Annotated in this window: 15 protein-coding genes and 1 pseudogene; 5 read left to right on the top strand and 11 right to left on the bottom strand. The window is 38.7% G+C overall.

All coding sequences use genetic code 11. The features are described from left to right. On the bottom strand, positions 1 to 579 hold a 579-nt coding region (locus KQI94_RS12600; RefSeq protein ID WP_216454462.1), incomplete at its 3' end, for an IclR family transcriptional regulator. Positions 580 to 709: 130 nt separating this feature from the next. Then, the gene (locus KQI94_RS12595) at positions 710 to 1,177 is read right to left on the bottom strand and encodes a MerR family transcriptional regulator (protein WP_002383688.1); all 468 of its coding nucleotides are present in this window, start codon (positions 1,175 to 1,177) and stop codon (positions 710 to 712) included. A gap of 100 nt (positions 1,178 to 1,277) precedes the next feature. Between KQI94_RS12595 and KQI94_RS12590 the strand changes: the two genes are divergently transcribed. Then, on the top strand, positions 1,278 to 2,795 hold the full coding sequence (locus KQI94_RS12590) for an MDR family MFS transporter (protein ID WP_002389910.1): 1,518 nt from the start codon (positions 1,278 to 1,280) through the stop codon (positions 2,793 to 2,795). Continuing rightward, on the top strand, positions 2,795 to 3,499 hold the full coding sequence (locus tag KQI94_RS12585; RefSeq protein WP_002361178.1) for a DUF4811 domain-containing protein: 705 nt from the start codon (positions 2,795 to 2,797) through the stop codon (positions 3,497 to 3,499). The genes KQI94_RS12590 and KQI94_RS12585 overlap by 1 nt, the downstream gene beginning before the upstream one ends. 54 nt (positions 3,500 to 3,553) lie before the next feature. On the opposite strand, the gene KQI94_RS12580 is transcribed toward KQI94_RS12585, so the two are convergent. From KQI94_RS12580 to KQI94_RS12570, 3 genes are read right to left on the bottom strand one after another with little or no spacing between them, the layout of a single operon-like run. Beyond that, positions 3,554 to 4,783, bottom strand: a complete 1,230-nt coding sequence (locus KQI94_RS12580) for an ABC transporter permease (protein WP_002355288.1) — start codon at positions 4,781 to 4,783, stop codon at positions 3,554 to 3,556. Further along, positions 4,780 to 5,490, bottom strand: coding sequence for an ABC transporter ATP-binding protein (locus KQI94_RS12575; RefSeq protein ID WP_002383683.1), 711 nt, complete (start codon positions 5,488 to 5,490; stop codon positions 4,780 to 4,782). Before KQI94_RS12575 ends, KQI94_RS12580 begins: the two co-directional genes overlap by 4 nt. Positions 5,491 to 5,499: 9 nt before the next feature. Next, complete coding sequence (locus tag KQI94_RS12570) at positions 5,500 to 6,678, bottom strand: RND transporter (RefSeq protein ID WP_002367886.1); 1,179 nt, start codon at positions 6,676 to 6,678, stop codon at positions 5,500 to 5,502. Positions 6,679 to 6,998: 320 nt separating this feature from the next. Between KQI94_RS12570 and KQI94_RS12565 the strand changes: the two genes are divergently transcribed. Together KQI94_RS12565 and KQI94_RS12560 are read left to right on the top strand one after the other, a co-directional pair. Then, the gene (locus KQI94_RS12565; RefSeq protein WP_002367885.1) at positions 6,999 to 7,637 is read left to right on the top strand and encodes an NAD(P)H-binding protein; all 639 of its coding nucleotides are present in this window, start codon (positions 6,999 to 7,001) and stop codon (positions 7,635 to 7,637) included. A 78-nt stretch (positions 7,638 to 7,715) separates the two neighbouring features. Then, positions 7,716 to 8,831, top strand: a complete 1,116-nt coding sequence (locus KQI94_RS12560) for an FAD-dependent oxidoreductase (protein ID WP_002389908.1) — start codon at positions 7,716 to 7,718, stop codon at positions 8,829 to 8,831. A 68-nt stretch (positions 8,832 to 8,899) separates the two neighbouring features. On the opposite strand, the gene KQI94_RS12555 is transcribed toward KQI94_RS12560, so the two are convergent. The 3 genes from KQI94_RS12555 to KQI94_RS12545 are packed head-to-tail and all read right to left on the bottom strand — an operon-like array spanning position 8,900 to position 12,293. Then, a complete protein-coding gene (locus KQI94_RS12555; protein ID WP_002386082.1) occupies positions 8,900 to 10,054 on the bottom strand; it encodes a mannitol-1-phosphate 5-dehydrogenase in 1,155 nt (384 codons plus the stop codon). 14 nt (positions 10,055 to 10,068) lie between these two features. Next, positions 10,069 to 10,506 carry a PTS sugar transporter subunit IIA gene (locus KQI94_RS12550; RefSeq protein ID WP_002355279.1) on the bottom strand — a complete coding sequence of 146 codons (438 nt, stop codon included), beginning with the start codon at positions 10,504 to 10,506 and terminating at the stop codon, positions 10,069 to 10,071. 14 nt (positions 10,507 to 10,520) lie between these two features. Beyond that, positions 10,521 to 12,293: a PTS mannitol-specific transporter subunit IIBC gene (locus KQI94_RS12545; protein ID WP_002389906.1), complete on the bottom strand. Its 1,773-nt coding sequence runs from the start codon at positions 12,291 to 12,293 to the stop codon at positions 10,521 to 10,523. A gap of 245 nt (positions 12,294 to 12,538) precedes the next feature. Between KQI94_RS12545 and KQI94_RS12540 the strand changes: the two genes are divergently transcribed. After that, positions 12,539 to 12,628, top strand: a complete 90-nt coding sequence (locus tag KQI94_RS12540) for a type I toxin-antitoxin system Fst family toxin (protein ID WP_157808064.1) — start codon at positions 12,539 to 12,541, stop codon at positions 12,626 to 12,628. A 262-nt stretch (positions 12,629 to 12,890) separates the two neighbouring features. On the opposite strand, the gene KQI94_RS12535 is transcribed toward KQI94_RS12540, so the two are convergent. The 3 genes and pseudogenes from KQI94_RS12535 to KQI94_RS12525 form a co-directional block, all read right to left on the bottom strand. Further along, positions 12,891 to 13,325 (bottom strand): PTS sugar transporter subunit IIA, encoded by a 435-nt coding sequence (locus KQI94_RS12535; RefSeq protein ID WP_002355276.1) that lies wholly within the window; start codon positions 13,323 to 13,325, stop codon positions 12,891 to 12,893. 10 nt (positions 13,326 to 13,335) lie between these two features. After that, positions 13,336 to 15,369: a BglG family transcription antiterminator gene (locus KQI94_RS12530; RefSeq protein WP_002355275.1), complete on the bottom strand. Its 2,034-nt coding sequence runs from the start codon at positions 15,367 to 15,369 to the stop codon at positions 13,336 to 13,338. Next, a pseudogene (locus KQI94_RS12525) lies at positions 15,360 to 15,909 on the bottom strand (PTS lactose transporter subunit IIBC); the annotation flags it as partial. The pseudogene KQI94_RS12525 and the gene KQI94_RS12530, both read right to left, overlap by 10 nt.

Raw genomic sequence — 15,909 nt, 5'->3', positions numbered from 1 at the left:
ATCGTAAGCAACCCCCGTTTGTTGCACTTGTTTTAATTCTTTTTTCAAACGCAAGGGATTGGTAATCGTATTTTCGGTATAGGGAATTAATGTCTGCGTGTCTAAATATTGTTGCACTTGTTCTTCCGAAAATTCTGCTAAAACGGCTTTACCCATGGCCGAATTATACAAAGGTCGAGTAATTCCCACTTTCGAGGACATGCGAATCGTTTGATTTTTCGGTTCTAATTTATTGATATACAGAATTTCATTATTATTTAAAATCCCTAAATGAATGGTTTCATCGACCGTATTTTGAAGGTTTTCTAAATAAGGTACCGCAATTTCAGCTAAATCGATTTGCTCCACACTTTGATTCGCATAGCGAATCAATTTTGTTCCTAAGCGGTACGTCTTGTTCGTGTCTTTTTGAACATAGCCAATTAATGTTAAGGTTTCTAAAATTTTGATTGCCGTTGATGCCGTCATTTCGGTATTCTTTGCAATTTCCTGTAAGGTTTGATCGGGTTGTAAACTTAGACAGTCCATGATTTTAGCCGCTTTTAACAAGACTGTTCCGTAAGGTTTTGTTTCTTTCATCGAAACCCTCCTTTTCCATATAAGAAATTATATAGAAAAATAAAGAAATTGCAAGAAAAAAAGAACTCGAAGATTCATTCAGTAACGTTTTACTTTCACTTCAGGTCTTTCTCCCAGTCCTATTTCATTCTTATTTTCTTTTCTTTAACTCATCAGAAACATCTGCATCCTTAGGAATTAAAAGATACTCACTGACTTCTGTGGTTTCATTAAATACAACATATAATTTTTGTTCTTCATCGAAATCGCCCAAATCAATCGCTACGTAATTGGGACAAACTTCTGAGATACCATGAAACATTTGACTAAAGATTTTTTTCGTCATCCCCACATTACGATGCTGCTCTTCTGCTTTTTCCACCGCACTTTGTAACGTATATCCTTCATCTAAAAAACGCTTGATCCAATGCACTTTGACGACTGTATGTAACCGATATTTCCGTGGACCGTTTGCGTCTTTCGCAATGGAAGAAATATACCCTTTTTCTTCCCAATAACGAAGTTGACGTGGCGAAACTTCAGCAATTTCACTTAGTTCACTAATTCCTATCAACAAATTTTCTTCATTTAACAAACGCTGAATCATTTTTGACCACATTAGTTTAACTTCCTTTCCCTTATCCTTTCCTTAATTGTAGTTTTTTTTACACCTTTGTCAAGTAAGTTGACAAAGATTCTAATTAGTTGTAAAGTAGTTAATGCAATTTAATTTGAAACTTACAGAAAAAGGAGCGATATATGTGACTTCACAACAACCTGTGGATATTCACGGAAAACCTTATAACCGGTCGTTACTAGTCGGCGTTTTACTAATCGGAACATTTTGTACGATTTTAAACCAAACACTTTTAACGACGGCCTTACCTACATTAATGAAAGAATTTGATATCTCAGCTTCAAGTGTACAGTGGCTAACCACTGGATTCCTACTTGTGAACGGCATTATGATTCCCATCAGTGCTTGGTTGATTAACAAATTCAGTTCAAAAAAATTATACATAACAGCGATGTCAACGTTCTTAATCGGAACCATCATCTGTTTTGTAGCGCAAGACTTCGGCATGTTATTGACTGGACGTCTTGTTCAAGCCGCAGGGGTCGGCGTATCTATGCCTCTTTTACAAACAATTATGCTTTCAATTTTCCCGCCTGAAAAACGTGGCGCTGCCATGGGCACAACGGGAATTGTTATCGGATTAGCACCCGCTTTAGGTCCAACATTGTCTGGTTGGATTATTGATTCTTATACATGGCGTGACCTTTTTGGGATGGTCATTCCAATTGTCGTTTTAGTCCTAATTTTAGCTTCATTTTTAATGAAAAATGTCATTCAATTATCTAATCCAAGTATCGATGTCTTATCGGTCATTCTTTCTACTCTCGGCTTTGGTAGCTTACTTTACGGTTTCTCAAGCGTTGGTGATAAAGGTTGGGGTAGCCCGCAAGTCTATGGATTCTTAATTGTTGGTGCGATTGTTTTATGTCTTTTTACATATCGACAATTGCATTTAGAACAACCTTTCTTAGAACTACGCGTTTTTAAATCAAAAGTCTTTACTGTTGCGGCCATTTTATCTGGCGTAACCAACATGGCAATGATTGGCGCCGAAATGGTTTTACCTTTGTATATCCAAAATATTCGTGGCGAATCTGCCTTCCATTCAGGGTTAATGCTTTTACCAGGAGCGTTAGTCATGGGACTTATGATGCCAGTAACTGGTCGCATTTTTGATAAAATTGGTGCCCGTCGTCTTGCGATTACTGGGATGTTTATTTTAACAGCTGCAACGTTACCGTTTGCTTTCTTAACAAAAGCAACACCTATTATTTATATCATTGTCCTATATGCGATTCGGATGTTTGGTATTTCGATGGTCATGATGCCTGTGACAACTTCTGGCATGAATGCTTTACCAATGAATTTATTAAGTCACGGAACTGCTGTAAACAACACCTTCCGACAAGTAGCCAGCTCAATTGGAACAGCTGTTTTGATTAGTGTTTTAACAAATGTTACCAAAGACGGCTTACCTGCATCGGACTTATTAAAAACAGCCCCACTCGCTTATCGCGATCAAGCAACAAACGCAACACTAAACGGTTATCACGCAGCCTTCTTCGTGGCAACAATCTTTGGCGTTCTCGGCTTGGCGATTACTTTCTTCTTAAATAAAAAAGAAGCGATGCCTGTTAAGGAAGTAGGTGCAATGAAATAATGATTATTTTCCTTTTAATCCTTTGCGTGTTAGGCTTTGCCTATACGAATGTATTTGGCCGAAAAGTCTGGCATAAATTCTGTATGGTTATTTTTGGTTTAGGGTTCTTAGCTTCGTTAAGTCTTATCGTTTTAAACGATAAAGATCATTTTGGTATGACCGAAGTTACTCAGGACAAAACGTTTGAACTAAAAAGCAGTAGTTCAAGCAAAGATGGCCCCAACATGTTATTGTACCAGCCGTTGGGCGATGGTTCCGAAAAAGTTTATTTATATAACACACCAGATAAAAAGAAACTACAAAAAACAGGAACGGAAAACGTCACAAACACGGTTCAAAAAGATGCTCAAAAAGCCACATTAGTCCAAAAAACGACGAAATGGTCCTATCAAGAGTCTTGGGCCAAAACACTATTTGGCCTTGCTGACAACGATAACCAATTTGCAAAACAAGAAAACACCTTCAACGTTGCTAGTGACTGGCTAGTTTTAAGTGCTGATCAAGCCAAAAAATTAGGCGAATATATGGAACAACATGCCGCTGATATCAAAAAAGAAGGGACTGAAACAGTTGGCAAAAAAATGATGGCTGCTATGATGGCGAATCCATCAATGTCCCAAGAAGAACAAGCGAAACTCACCGAACAATATACCAAAGAGTTTCAACAAGAATTGATTCAGAAAATTCTTAGTGACATGAAATAAAAAAACGAGCTTGATAGGATCATCAAAAAAGATGTGACTACCAAGCTCTTCTTTTTAATTATAAATCGCTTTAATCGGATCCATCCTCGAGGCACCAATTGCTGGAATAATCCCGAAAAAGATACCTGTGAAGACCGAAACTAATGTTGAAATAGCAAAGATGGACGGCGTAATAATTGGCGTAATCGAAATATACCCACCGACCACAGTTGCCAATAAGTAGCCGCAGCCGACACCAATCAAACCACCAATCAATGTGATAAACGCTGCTTCCATTAAAAATTGGAATAAAATGACTCGTGGTTTAGCACCAATGGCCCGGCGAATCCCGATTTCTCGTTTCCGTTCCGTGACAGACACATACATGATGTTCATGACGCCAATTCCCCCGACTAATAGGGAGATTGCAGTAATTGCCATCAGAAACATCGTCATACCCGTGACCATTTCTTCCATTTGTTGTTGGAGTTGTTGGTCTTGGTCATTTTCTTTAAACGTTCCTTTCACTTCAGGATGATTTTCACTTAAAATAGTGATTGCCTGTCCTAAAATTGCTTCACGGTCCGCTCCCTCACGAACCTTAATATTGATGCCACTAATTGCTTTTGTTTTCGCTAATTTATTGTATGATTCTCGAGAAACAAAACTGCTCATAGCAGTTGCCCAATCATCGTTCATACCCAAACTATCTAAATCTTTTGGTGCTAAAATACCAATCACCTTGTACATATAACCACCAATTGAAACAGCTTTTCCAATGAGTTGGCTAGGATCATCAAGCCGAATTTGCGCTTCAAAGATATCATGATTTAAGACAATCGCATCTGTATTTGCATCGCTCGGTTGAAAATCACGACCATATAAAATATCATTCTGCCCTTTAGTCGACGTAATGGATAAATTCGCTTGCGCCCCAAAATAATCCATTGGTACAAACAAATTGTCTCCGCCCCCCATCATTGATTCACCATATTGAGGATAAATACTTTCAATTCCTTGAATGTCTTGTAATTTTTTCAAGTCCACTCGGCTAAACGTATAATCTGGCTCTTCATAGGACATAAAATTGTCACTGCTACCATCCGACATTGTATAATGAATCTTCAAAACATCCGCGTTCACTGCACTGGATGCCTTCACAACTTGACGCTTCATCCCTTCACCTAGCGCAGAAATCGTTACGACTGATGTAATCCCAATAATAATCCCGACCATCGTCAAAAATACCCGCAACTTATGCGCCTTTAAGCTTAAAAAAGTACTAACAAATAAATTAGCAATCATCTAATCACCTCTTCTTCCAAAAAGCGACCATCTTTCATATGAATCACTCGTGAGGCATATTTTTTCATATCTTCATCATGTGTCACCATGACAATTGTTTTGCCCTGTTCATTCAATTCTTTCAATAATTCCATGATTTCTGTACCCGTTTCACTATCCAATGCCCCAGTCGGTTCATCAGCCATAATCAATAATGGATCATTCACCAAGGAACGAGCAATGGCTACTCTTTGTTGCTGTCCTCCAGAAAGTTCAGTAACTTTTGATTTGGCTTTTGTTTCCAAACCGACAATTTTTAGGTATTTTTCAGCAATCGCTTTTTTCTCAGCGCGGCTTTTTTTCCCTTCATAAACACAGGGCAATTGAACATTTTGACTAACATTTAAGGAATTAATCAAGAAAAATTGTTGAAAAATAAACCCTAGATATTCATTGCGAAAGGCTGATTTTTTATTTTCAGACAATTTTGAAACATCTGTTCCTGAGAAATGATAGCTTCCGTCTGTTAAGCGATCCAAGAAACCAATAATGTTCATCAGCGTTGTCTTACCGCTACCGGACTTCCCCATGATTAAAATGAACTCTCCTTGATGGATGGTCAAGTTCAATTCTTTTAAAACATGTAGTTTTTCCTTACCTACTGGATAGAACTTGTTAATGTCCCGCAATTCAATGAGGGGTTGATTTGTATTGTTTGCTTCCACCATCAAGCCCTCCTATTTCGACGCATCTGTCATTGATTCGTTGGTTGCTGATTCATCAGAAGCAATCGCTGCATCTGATTCCACAATATCACCGACTTTTACTGGTTTTTTTGAAGAAATAACCACTCGGTCGGCTGATTCTAAGCCAGATTCAATCGCCATTTTGTCGCCATTTTCTTGCCCGACTTGGACATCACGACGAATGATGGTTCCAAAATCATTCACTAAAACGTAGGCCTGTTCACCCTCTTTTTGAATCGCTTTTTTCGGTAACTCAATCGCCCCTAAATCGCCTAAATCAATGGTTGCTTGCATATGATAGCCATTTTTAACTTTGTCTAAATTGGCCAACGCAATTTTGACGCTATAACTAGACATCGTCGTGCCGCCCTCTGGATTGCCACTCGCAGCATCGCTGTTGCCTTCAGGAGGATTATCATCGATATAAGAAATTGAGCCATCCACAACCACATTGTTGGAAACAGAAGTTAGTTTAGCTTTTTGCCCAACACTAATTTTAGTCAAGTCCTTTTCATTCACTTTTCCAGCTAAATAAAGATCTTCTGAAGTTAACCGTAAAATCGGTGAATTGGCATCTTTTACTTCTGGAATTGATACGCGACCTTTGAAATTAGCCTTTGTGGAAATATATTGCTTCGCTCCTAAATCCGCTAAGGTTTCATTGGTAAAGGTAATCTCTTCATCTACCGCATCGACTTCTGTTTGATATTGTTCATTTAAATCATCACCAGACATCGTGCGGTCTTCTTCTTTAGTTTTATTAAATTTATCAATGGCCCGATTCCACTTATTATAGATATTCGCCCGCTTCGTTTCTAATTTGGCTAAGCTATTTTGTTGTGCCTCAATTTCTTTTGTGACCGCCTCATCTTCATAAGTAAATAATTCTGTGCCTGCATCTACGACATCGCCGTTTTTCACCTTAATCTCTGGATCCTTTGTTATTTTTTGATCACGCGCAAAGGCTTCCATTTGTTCTGGTTGGATGACACCGTTAATATAAATTTGTTGCAAGTCGGGAACTTCAAAATAGTCAATTCCCCAGTCATCTTTAGGCGCTTGCTTGACAGCTACTTGTTGTGTATTTTTATTTAACGCATTCACAGTTACGATGCCCCCAACCGCAATTACCGCAACTGCCCCCAATATAATTATCGTTTTCTTCTTCATTTTCTTCGTTTCATCTCCTCATTCTGTCTATTTTCCCCAACAAACTAAATTGCTCGGTCGTTCACTTATAACTATTTAACCATGCTTGAATTCAAGAAACAAGGGCATTTCTCTAGGCCTTTAGTCTGATTTATTTCATTTTTGTTCATTTTTTTATTTATTTCACGACAATAAATAACCATTGTTGGGTCTTTGTGTTTCAACAATCTAAAAAGGTTATTTTTATGTTATTTATAACTAAACTATGCGCAATCGAGATTTTTTGCTTCTTTTTTTATTTAAGGTACACTAGAAGAAACAATTGAAAGTGAGGGCTTGCCATGAAAGTCATTATTTTTGGCGGTAGCGGTTTTTTAGGTCAACAAATCGCGAAAATTTTAGTTCAACGCCAACATCAAGTCATCAGTATTTCTCGTCATGGAAAGCCTGCCACGCTCTCCGCATCTTGGAGCCACCAAGTGCAGTGGGTATGCTCCGATGTTACTCGTGACACGAATTGGCAAGAACAAGTCCAGCGTGCTGACTGGGTCATTGATACAGTAGGTATTTTATTTGAAAATCCACGAAAAAAGAAAACCTATCAACGGCTAATTCTGACGCCAGTGAAAAAAATCAGCTCTTTTTTAGCACAACAAAAAAAGCCAGCTAAGTTTTTATTTATTTCAGCCAATACTGTTCCTTTCCCTTTGAGAAAATATATGGATGCCAAATTGGCAGCGGAGGAACTAATCCACCAAGAAGTCGCCGAAGCAGTGATTTTTTATCCTAGTTTACTTGTAGGTCAAGAACGTACCGGCACCATACTTTTTAGTAAATGTATTTATTTTTTTAAGAAAATCCCCTTTTTAAAGAACTTATTTATTGGCTATGATCCTGTGCCTGTGGCAGAAATGGCACAAGAAATTGTTCACGTTTTAGAAGGCGGCAATTCTATTTACACACACAGAAGGACCCGTTAACAAGGTATCTCCCAATCGTCTCTGTCTAGAGGCGGTTTTTTTGTGTTACAATACAACTGTTCGAAGGAGAGAAGAAGCATGAAAAAAATTGCCATTATTGGCGGCGGCATTATCGGAATGACGTTAGCTAATTATTTAGATCCACAAAAATTTGACATTACCGTTTATGATGAAGGGCTCGGCCAAGCGACTAAAGCGAGCGCCGGGATTATTTCCCCTTGGCTATCCAAACGTCGGAATAAGAAATGGTACCAATTAGCGCGAGAGGGCGCTGCCCTATTTCCAAAGCTAGTCAAAGATTTTCAGCTGACGGAGGATATTTATCGTCAATCAGGGACTGTCATTTTGCGCCCGGCAGCCGCTTTGGCAGACTTAGCCCATTTGGCAGAAAAGCGTAAGCAAACTGCACCTGAAATTGGAGAAATCACGATGTTGTCAGCAGTTCAAACAGCGAAGTTCTTACCGCTACTTAAGGAAACTCCCTCACTTTTTATTTCTGGCGGCGGTCGCCTAGATGGACCAGCTTATCTAAACCATCTTCAGAAACGCGCCGAAGCCAAAGGGGTCACTTTTTGTTCACAACGGGCGCACTTTCGACAACTGAATCAAGGGTGGGAAATTGTCACAAATTCAGAAAAAAAGAGCGTTGATTTTCTCGCTTTAACACCTGGTCCTCATTTAAAGGAATTACTCGCTACTTTAAATTTATCTGTGGACATTCGTCCCCAAAAAGGACAATTGTTAGTTTTCGAGACCCCTTTTACAAACAGTCAGCAATGGCCTGTCGCTATGTTAGATGGCGAAGCCGATTTAATTCCTTTTAATCAAGGAAAAATTTTATTAGGTGCCACCCACGAAAATGAACAAGCCTGGGATTTAGAAGAGACTGTTAGCGCTTTTCAACAACTAACTTCTGGGACTGCGCCATTTCTAAAAGAAGCAGAGCAGCTTTTTAAGCAACCCATGCATTACCGCGTCGGTACACGTGCTTATACATCTGATTTCGCTCCGTTTTTTGGCCCTTTGCCAGAAATGCCCCACCTTGTGGTTGCTAGCGGACTTGGTTCATCAGGACTCACTACTGGCCCATTCATTGGTTACCAATTAGCTGAATACTTCAATACAGGTGCCTTCAAAGGAGAGCTTTATCAAAAACCACTTAGTCAATATGTTAAAAACAACCCCTCACTTTAATCAGCGAGCGGTTGTTTTTTTCCTTTAAATTAAGAAATGTGAAGTATCTTGGTAGAAGGATTTTGTTATTATGCTACTTGTGGTCGCGCATAGCGTTCTACGTTTTGTTTAATATTTTTAACCGTTTCTGGATCTTCAATGCCCGTTACTTCAGCGATCACTGTATCAACGCTTTCTTGGTCAAGCATTTCCTGTAATTGACGGCTTTGTTCATCTTCTGGATCATGATAATTAAAGACAATACCAATCATTGCTAATAAATGCGGCGACACTAGATTGCGTTCCTGTAATTCACGGATTGGTCGAATAAACCGTTCTTGCGCACCTAATTTTCTGATTGGTGTCCGTGCTACACGTGTAATAGCATCTGAAATATATTTATTTTGGAAACGTTGAATAATTTTTTCAATATAGGCTGCATGTTCTTGTTCATCAAAATTCCATTTAGCCACTAAAAGTTTACCAGTTTCCTGCAAAACTGATTTGAGTTGTGCTACCACTAAGGCGTCCTGCATCGCTTCGTCAATGGTTTGATAGCCTAACAACGCCCCTGTATAGGCAACTGTAGCATGGCCAGTGTTTACACTAAATAATTTTCGTTCAATATACGGCTCTAAATCAGCAACGTAATGAACCCCTTCTAACTGAATCTCTTTGGCTTTTCGGTTGGTATCATCAATGACCCATTCACAAAAAGGCTCAACTTGAACAAAAAGTGGATCTTCATGTTTTTGTAATGGAACAATCCGATCAACCGCCGCATCAGGAAAACCAATCCATTGTTCAGCATAAGCTGGGTTTTTCAAATATTTGGCCACTTCTTCTGCTAAAAAGGTTGAACCACCAATCATATTTTCACAAGCGATAATATCCAGCGGCTTTTGACAATTTGCTTCGGCACGTGCATCAATTCCTTGGGCAATTAATTCAGCAATTCTTGGTAAAATATTGGGACCAATCGCCGTCGTGACTAAATCGGCTTCCGCAATTGCTTCTACTACTTTTTCTGGTTCTGCCATGTTATTTAATCCGGTCACATTTTCAACGTTAATTTGTTGATGTGAGGCATCGGCCAATTCAATTGTATAACTTTTACGTTCTTTTAACGCTTGAATGATGGTTTCATTAACATCCACAAACGTAATATGAAACCCGTTTTTAGCTAAAATTTCGCCGATAAAGCCGCGTCCAATATTTCCTGCTCCAAAATGTACTGCGTTCATTCTTATTCTCTCCTTTAAGCAATGGCTAAATTTTCTGTTATTTCTTCTTTACTTAATGCATCGGCAAGTTGCACTACGTTATCCATATCACTACAATAAAGTGCAATTTGTTGGACTAATTGCAAATGTTCTTCACCGACTCCGGCAATCCCAAATAATACGGTAGCAATTTTTTCATCTTCTTCGGTGCCAAAATTAACGCCCTCTGGGACTTGCACTACACAGATTCCTGATTTTTTCACTAATTTTTTGGCTTCTTCTGTTCCATGAGGAATGGCAATAAAATTCCCCATATAAACAGATAGCAATTGGTCTCTTTCAATCATTGCTTCGATATAAGCGGGCTCAACACAGCCTGCCTCGACTAGTTTTTCGCCGCAAAAGCGAATAGCTTCTTCTTTTGTATTAAACTGTTGATTTAATTCAATTGAAATATTCGTAAGATTTTCCATTGTTTTCTTCCTCTCTAGGCACTTTCTTTTAAGAGCGAAACCACTGTTTCATATTTTTGGGGATTAACCATACTTTTTACTGATAAGTGTGTCGCTTTCGGTGCTTTTTTACGGGCTTGTTCCGTTAGTTCAGCTTTTGTGACAATTAAAGCCTGTGTTTGTTGAGTTAATTCATTAATATTAATTTTTCGAATCGGCATTGAAATTTTCTCTTTATCTAAAATTTCTTCTAAGACTTTCATTCCCATCGTTGCTGACCCGACACGATCATCGTGAACCAAAAGAATCTCATTGACATTTGCTAAATCTCCCTCAATTTCAGAAGCAGGTGTTGCTTTGGAGACTGTTGGTTGTGCGTCGTTTTTTTCTTTGGTACCTGATAGTTCAGCCACAATTTCATCATAACGTGGTGAGTTCAAGAAATTTTCAACTGCTACAAAGGTTGCATTAGGTGCTTTCTGTTTGGCCCGTTCTTGCAATTCCGCTTGTGTGACAATCAATGCATTTCCCTCATCGGTCAAATTATTAATAGCCCGATTCGTCACAGTTTGTACTAAACCAGCCTCTTGGACCTTTTTCCGTAAGATAGACGCACCCATTGCACTAGAGCCCATCCCAGCATCACAAGCAAAAATAATTTGTTGAATTCCTGATAATGAAGCACTACCATTTGCGACAGTTAATCCTTTTGATACTGCTTTAGCAGCTTGGGTTTCTTTCACTTTTTGGGCAAATTCATCACTTTCTTCTTTCGCATCTGCTTTTAAAATGACTGCGGATACTGCAAAGGAAACAGCAGTTGCTGCCAAAACACCTAAAATAACTGGTAAGTAAGAACCCATTGGTGTCATTGCTAAAATAGCTATAATGGAGCCTGGGGAAGCGGGCGCACGTAAACCAGCATCTAACGTTTGGAAAACCAAACTACCTGTCGCGCCACCTGCAATAACCGATAAGAATAATAACGGTTTCATCATTACATATGGGAAGTAAATTTCGTGGATACCACCAAGGAAATGAATAATTATTGCTCCCGGCGCAGAAGATTTTGCCGCACCTTTTCCAAAAAACATAAATGCTAATAAGACACCTAACCCAGGACCAGGGTTTGCTTCTAATAGGAAAAGAATTGATTTGCCAGCCGATAAGACTTGTTCTGTCCCTAAGGGTGTTAAAATGCCATGATTAATCGCATTGTTTAAAAAGAGCACTTTTGCCGGTTCAATAAAAATACTCGTTAATGGAATCAAATGAGCATTTAAAATGATTTCCACACCACGTGCCATTGCAGCAGTCAGCGCATCGACAATTGGGCCAATCGCTGAAAAACCAAGTAAAGCTAACGCAAAACCAATTAATCCAGCTGAAAAATTGTTTACTAACATTTCAAAACCAGCTTTAATCCGATGTTGGAAATACTGATCAAATTTCTTAATTGTAAAGCCACCAAGTGGACCCATAATCATGGCACCTAGCATCATCGGAATATCGGTTCCCACAATCACGCCCATTGTCGCAATTGCGCCAACTACGGCACCGCGATCACCTGCAATTACTTTCCCACCAGTGTAGCCAATTAATAATGGAATTAAATAGGTCAACATTGGGCCAACCATCGTGGCAAAGGCTTTATTTGGCAGATATCCATCTGGGATAAATAGCGCTGTCAAAACGCCCCACGCAATCAACGCCCCGATATTGGGCATCACCATGCTAGATAAGGTACTGCCAAGTCTTTGGACTTTTGCTTTAATTGATACTTTATTTTTTTCTGGTACTTGTTCCATATTTATTCCCCTTCTCTCAAGTAACTTTTCTTGTTGACTAAATTGTATCCGCTTTCCGAATCTGGAAAAAGTCGTACTTTGGCACAAACCATTGTGCCAAAAGTTGAAAGAAAAAAGCACGTGTTCTCTAGTTACGAAAACCAGAAAACACGTGCTTATTCCATTTATAATAATTTCAATAATAAATGAACAACTTTTTATGCTATACTCAAATTGGCGACTTGCCTCGAAAGGAGGTGCATCACATGTACGAGATTGTCACAAAAATTCTTGTGCCGATTTTTGTCGGGATTGTCCTGAAACTTGTAACCATTTGGCTGGAAAAACAGAACTAGGAATAAACAAGTTGCTTCCAGCCGCTGCTGTCTAAACAGCAAAAAAAGACACCCTACTGCAATAGGGTGTCTTTTTAGTGCATCCATGCACGACTTTGTCACAAGTTACTTTAAATTTATCATAGGGCCTATTTTTTGTCAAGGAAACTTCTTATCTTTTTTGTTTAACCTCTTAAATAAAAAATATTTTATTTTTTAATATAAAATTATTTCAATAATTTTTAAACATTTCAGATTGAATTGATTTTTTTCAGACGTAACTTTAGGCTTGAGCCAGAATTTTTTGCGCTTCATCTATTGTTTGACAATCACTGAGCCGCTGAATGTTTTCGAGATCTGAACAGAAAAAAGCTAATTCTTGAAGCATGCTTAATTGCCGTTGACTTTTTAGAGCAACGACAAATAACAAAGTAGCTATTTTTCGATCTGCTTCCGTACCAAAGTTGACCCCATCAGGCACTTGAATAAAGCAAATCCCTTCTTTTAAAACTTGTTCATCTTGTCCTTCCGCATGAGGCAATGCCACGAAGTTACCGATATACACGCTGACTTTTTGTTGACGTTGATACATTGCTTTGACATAGTCAGGCGTGACCAACTGATTTTTTAGCAGTAATTCACCAGAAGCTGCAAGTGCTTCCTCCCAACTAGCATACGATTGATTCAACATTATTTGCTCCGCTGTAATTTCAAACATCTCTCAACACCTAGCCTTTCATTTCTTCAATTAATAATGACGAAAGCAACTGATAAACAATGGCTTCATTTCCTGAATGAAAAATTTCTGTATTTAAATCATTCATAATAATCGCACCACTGATTTTTCCTAAAATTTTCCCGATTGTTTCATCAATCGGCATTGGCGCTAGCATGAGTAACATACGTTGTAACTGCATCGGCTTTTTATCCATACCTTCAATCATAAGTGGCTGGGCCAGATTAAAAATACAAAAAACAGGCTGTGTCACTGCTGTACTTGAGGTATGGAATAAGGCCATTTCCGTCTGAGGAATCCCAATAGGCGCTTGCTCGTAACGTTTCATCAATTGCTGACAGACGATTGCACTATCGGTGATTAAATCTGCGGAAAGTTGCGCGAGAGCTTGTTGAACGGTTTCTGCTAAATCCGCTTGATTATTTAAATCTGCTATGAAAAATGTTTCTAATAGTTTACTAATTTCTTCCATGAAAGCGACCACTGTTTCGTAGCTTTCTTCGCCACCTATTTTTTTCACAGGCGCTTTCCTAAGCGAGCGTTTTTCGTGACTAATCCGCTTAAACTCTTCTTTCAATTGGCGGATTTCATCGTCTAAAAGTAACGGTGAGATCAATTTATATTTACCATTGTATCCTGGTAATAACGAAGTGGAAATCACTAAGTCATAGTTTTCCTCAACATTCACCTTACCTAAATCCGCAATCCGAAAAAAATGAATCTGATTGATAAAAGGAAAGTAGCGCCGTAATCGCATTTCCAGCATACTTGTCGAAGCCAAACCGCTAGGAGAAAAACCTGCAATATCAACTTCCATAATTTTGGGACTCCGTTCTAAAGAATTGGCAAAATGAAGTACCATGTAGGCAATTTCCTCTTCTGATAGATTCTTTTGCGGAAAAATTTGCGGCAACGCTTGGCGTAAAGCCGCAGCTATTTCTTGATATTGGTTCATGATCCGTTCTAAAATGGGATTCGTTAAATCTTCTTCTTGTAAAACCGCCCGCGAAAAAACACCTGATAAATGCGTCAACAACATTTTATACAAATTGGTATCTTCGAAAAAATTAACTTCCGTTTCTTGACTTACTGCTTCAATCAGTTGTTTCACTGCATAAGCTAGCTGAGTGTCAAAATGTTCATCAAAAAAATCTTCATCAAAAGAATTAGAAAAATCACTTAATAAGCTAGCAAAAAAAACAATCTCACTGACAGCGTATAGTTGTTTCGTTTCAGCAGCGACTTTTGAAAAAAGTCGTTTAGAACAATTTAGAAAGGCCTTATTCATCTGCCCAGTATAGGTCTCATCAGCTAAATAAAAACCTGCAGTGACCCGATCCATCGCAATTGTTAACATTAAAATCAAATGTTGTAATTTGCGATCACTTAATGCTGGAAATAAAGTTTCTACTTCTGGCTGAACAATTTTTTGTGCAAATGCTAAATGTTCTGCATGAATAAACTGAAAGAAAAAATGGTCGTTTGTTGTTAATTCGGTAAAATGAAAAAATTGGTACTCATTAATTTCCATACTTAGAATATTCGCCATTAGAAGACGGCGATATTTTTCAGAACCAGTCACTTCATAACCTTGATTCCGAGAAATCGTCAACGGAATCCGAGCAATCCGTGTTTCTAATTGTTTAATATCGGCATAAAAAGTCGTATTACTAATACAATACGTTTCCAGAAAATAATGCATAGAGACTGGCTCTTTTGTTTGCAGTAATGTCAATAAAATCGCATGTTGCCGCGCCAAAGTAGAAAGTTCCTGTGTCTCTTCTCCTAAAATAGCAGCCTGAATTTCCGTCATCGCTGCTTCATCTGCTTGAATCGAAAAGCGCCCACGAGCTACTTTTTCCAATGTCGCGCCCATCGATGCTAGCGAGGTTTCTAAATTTTCTAATTCACGATATACCGTCCGGCGGCTAACCTTTAACAAATTCATCATGCGGTTTACTGAAACGGGGGTAGGACTATTCACTAATTCCGTTAATAGAACAGTTTCTCTTGTCGTTAAAAACATCTATCAGCTCCTCCTTCCAGCCATTCTTGATACTCTTTCTTATTCAAAAAACTAGTAACTACGTATAAATTTTGTTGCGTTAGATCTAAATGATAGGCTTGCGCCAGTTCACGAGTCACTACGTAGGTTGTCTCCTTGGTAAAAAAGACTGTTTCCAGTGGCTCTTTAGATACTTCAATCGCGACTCCTTGTTTCGCCGCTTGTTGCCGCAATAATTCCATTCCCATTGTTTGCGATCCTCGAACATTCTCGGCATATAAAAAAACAAGCTTCTGTATTTGTTTTGTCGAGTTCGTTTCAGTAGCCTCTGAACCAAGTGAAGATTGCTCTTGAGAAGAAGCAGTCAGTTTGGCTAAAACTTGCGGGTAATAGGATTTAATTTCTAAAAAATTTTGAACACTCACCATATCCTTTTCTGGGACGTACTTTTGTGCTAACTGTTTCAATTCTGCTTGAATCACCACTAATGTCTTAGGCTGCCACTTCATCTGATGAACGGACTGGTAAGTCACAGGTATCTCCAAGTCCACAGCTTTTAAT

Origin of the sequence: Enterococcus sp. S183_ASV_20 (genome assembly GCF_018919685.1) — a bacterium.
Lineage (GTDB): Bacteria > Bacillota > Bacilli > Lactobacillales > Enterococcaceae > Enterococcus > Enterococcus faecalis.
The sequence above is the reverse complement of the archived record's forward strand: the minus strand, read 5'-3'. Positions and strand labels throughout refer to the sequence as shown.

Bases quoted from the DNA above. Each gene is read 5' to 3' on its own strand.
- KQI94_RS12595 (WP_002383688.1), bottom strand. From the start codon at position 1,177: ATGTGGTCAAAAATGATTCAGCGTTTGTTAAATGAAGAAAATTTGTTG.
- KQI94_RS12590 (WP_002389910.1), top strand. From the start codon at position 1,278: ATGCAATTTAATTTGAAACTTACAGAAAAAGGAGCGATATATGTGACT.
- KQI94_RS12585 (WP_002361178.1), top strand. From the start codon at position 2,795: ATGATTATTTTCCTTTTAATCCTTTGCGTGTTAGGCTTTGCCTATACG.
- KQI94_RS12580 (WP_002355288.1), bottom strand. From the start codon at position 4,783: ATGATTGCTAATTTATTTGTTAGTACTTTTTTAAGCTTAAAGGCGCAT.
- KQI94_RS12575 (WP_002383683.1), bottom strand. From the start codon at position 5,490: ATGGTGGAAGCAAACAATACAAATCAACCCCTCATTGAATTGCGGGAC.
- KQI94_RS12570 (WP_002367886.1), bottom strand. From the start codon at position 6,678: ATGAAGAAGAAAACGATAATTATATTGGGGGCAGTTGCGGTAATTGCG.
- KQI94_RS12565 (WP_002367885.1), top strand. From the start codon at position 6,999: ATGAAAGTCATTATTTTTGGCGGTAGCGGTTTTTTAGGTCAACAAATC.
- KQI94_RS12560 (WP_002389908.1), top strand. From the start codon at position 7,716: ATGAAAAAAATTGCCATTATTGGCGGCGGCATTATCGGAATGACGTTA.
- KQI94_RS12555 (WP_002386082.1), bottom strand. From the start codon at position 10,054: ATGAACGCAGTACATTTTGGAGCAGGAAATATTGGACGCGGCTTTATC.
- KQI94_RS12550 (WP_002355279.1), bottom strand. From the start codon at position 10,506: ATGGAAAATCTTACGAATATTTCAATTGAATTAAATCAACAGTTTAAT.
- KQI94_RS12545 (WP_002389906.1), bottom strand. From the start codon at position 12,293: ATGGAACAAGTACCAGAAAAAAATAAAGTATCAATTAAAGCAAAAGTC.
- KQI94_RS12540 (WP_157808064.1), top strand. From the start codon at position 12,539: ATGTACGAGATTGTCACAAAAATTCTTGTGCCGATTTTTGTCGGGATT.
- KQI94_RS12535 (WP_002355276.1), bottom strand. From the start codon at position 13,325: ATGTTTGAAATTACAGCGGAGCAAATAATGTTGAATCAATCGTATGCT.
- KQI94_RS12530 (WP_002355275.1), bottom strand. From the start codon at position 15,369: ATGTTTTTAACGACAAGAGAAACTGTTCTATTAACGGAATTAGTGAAT.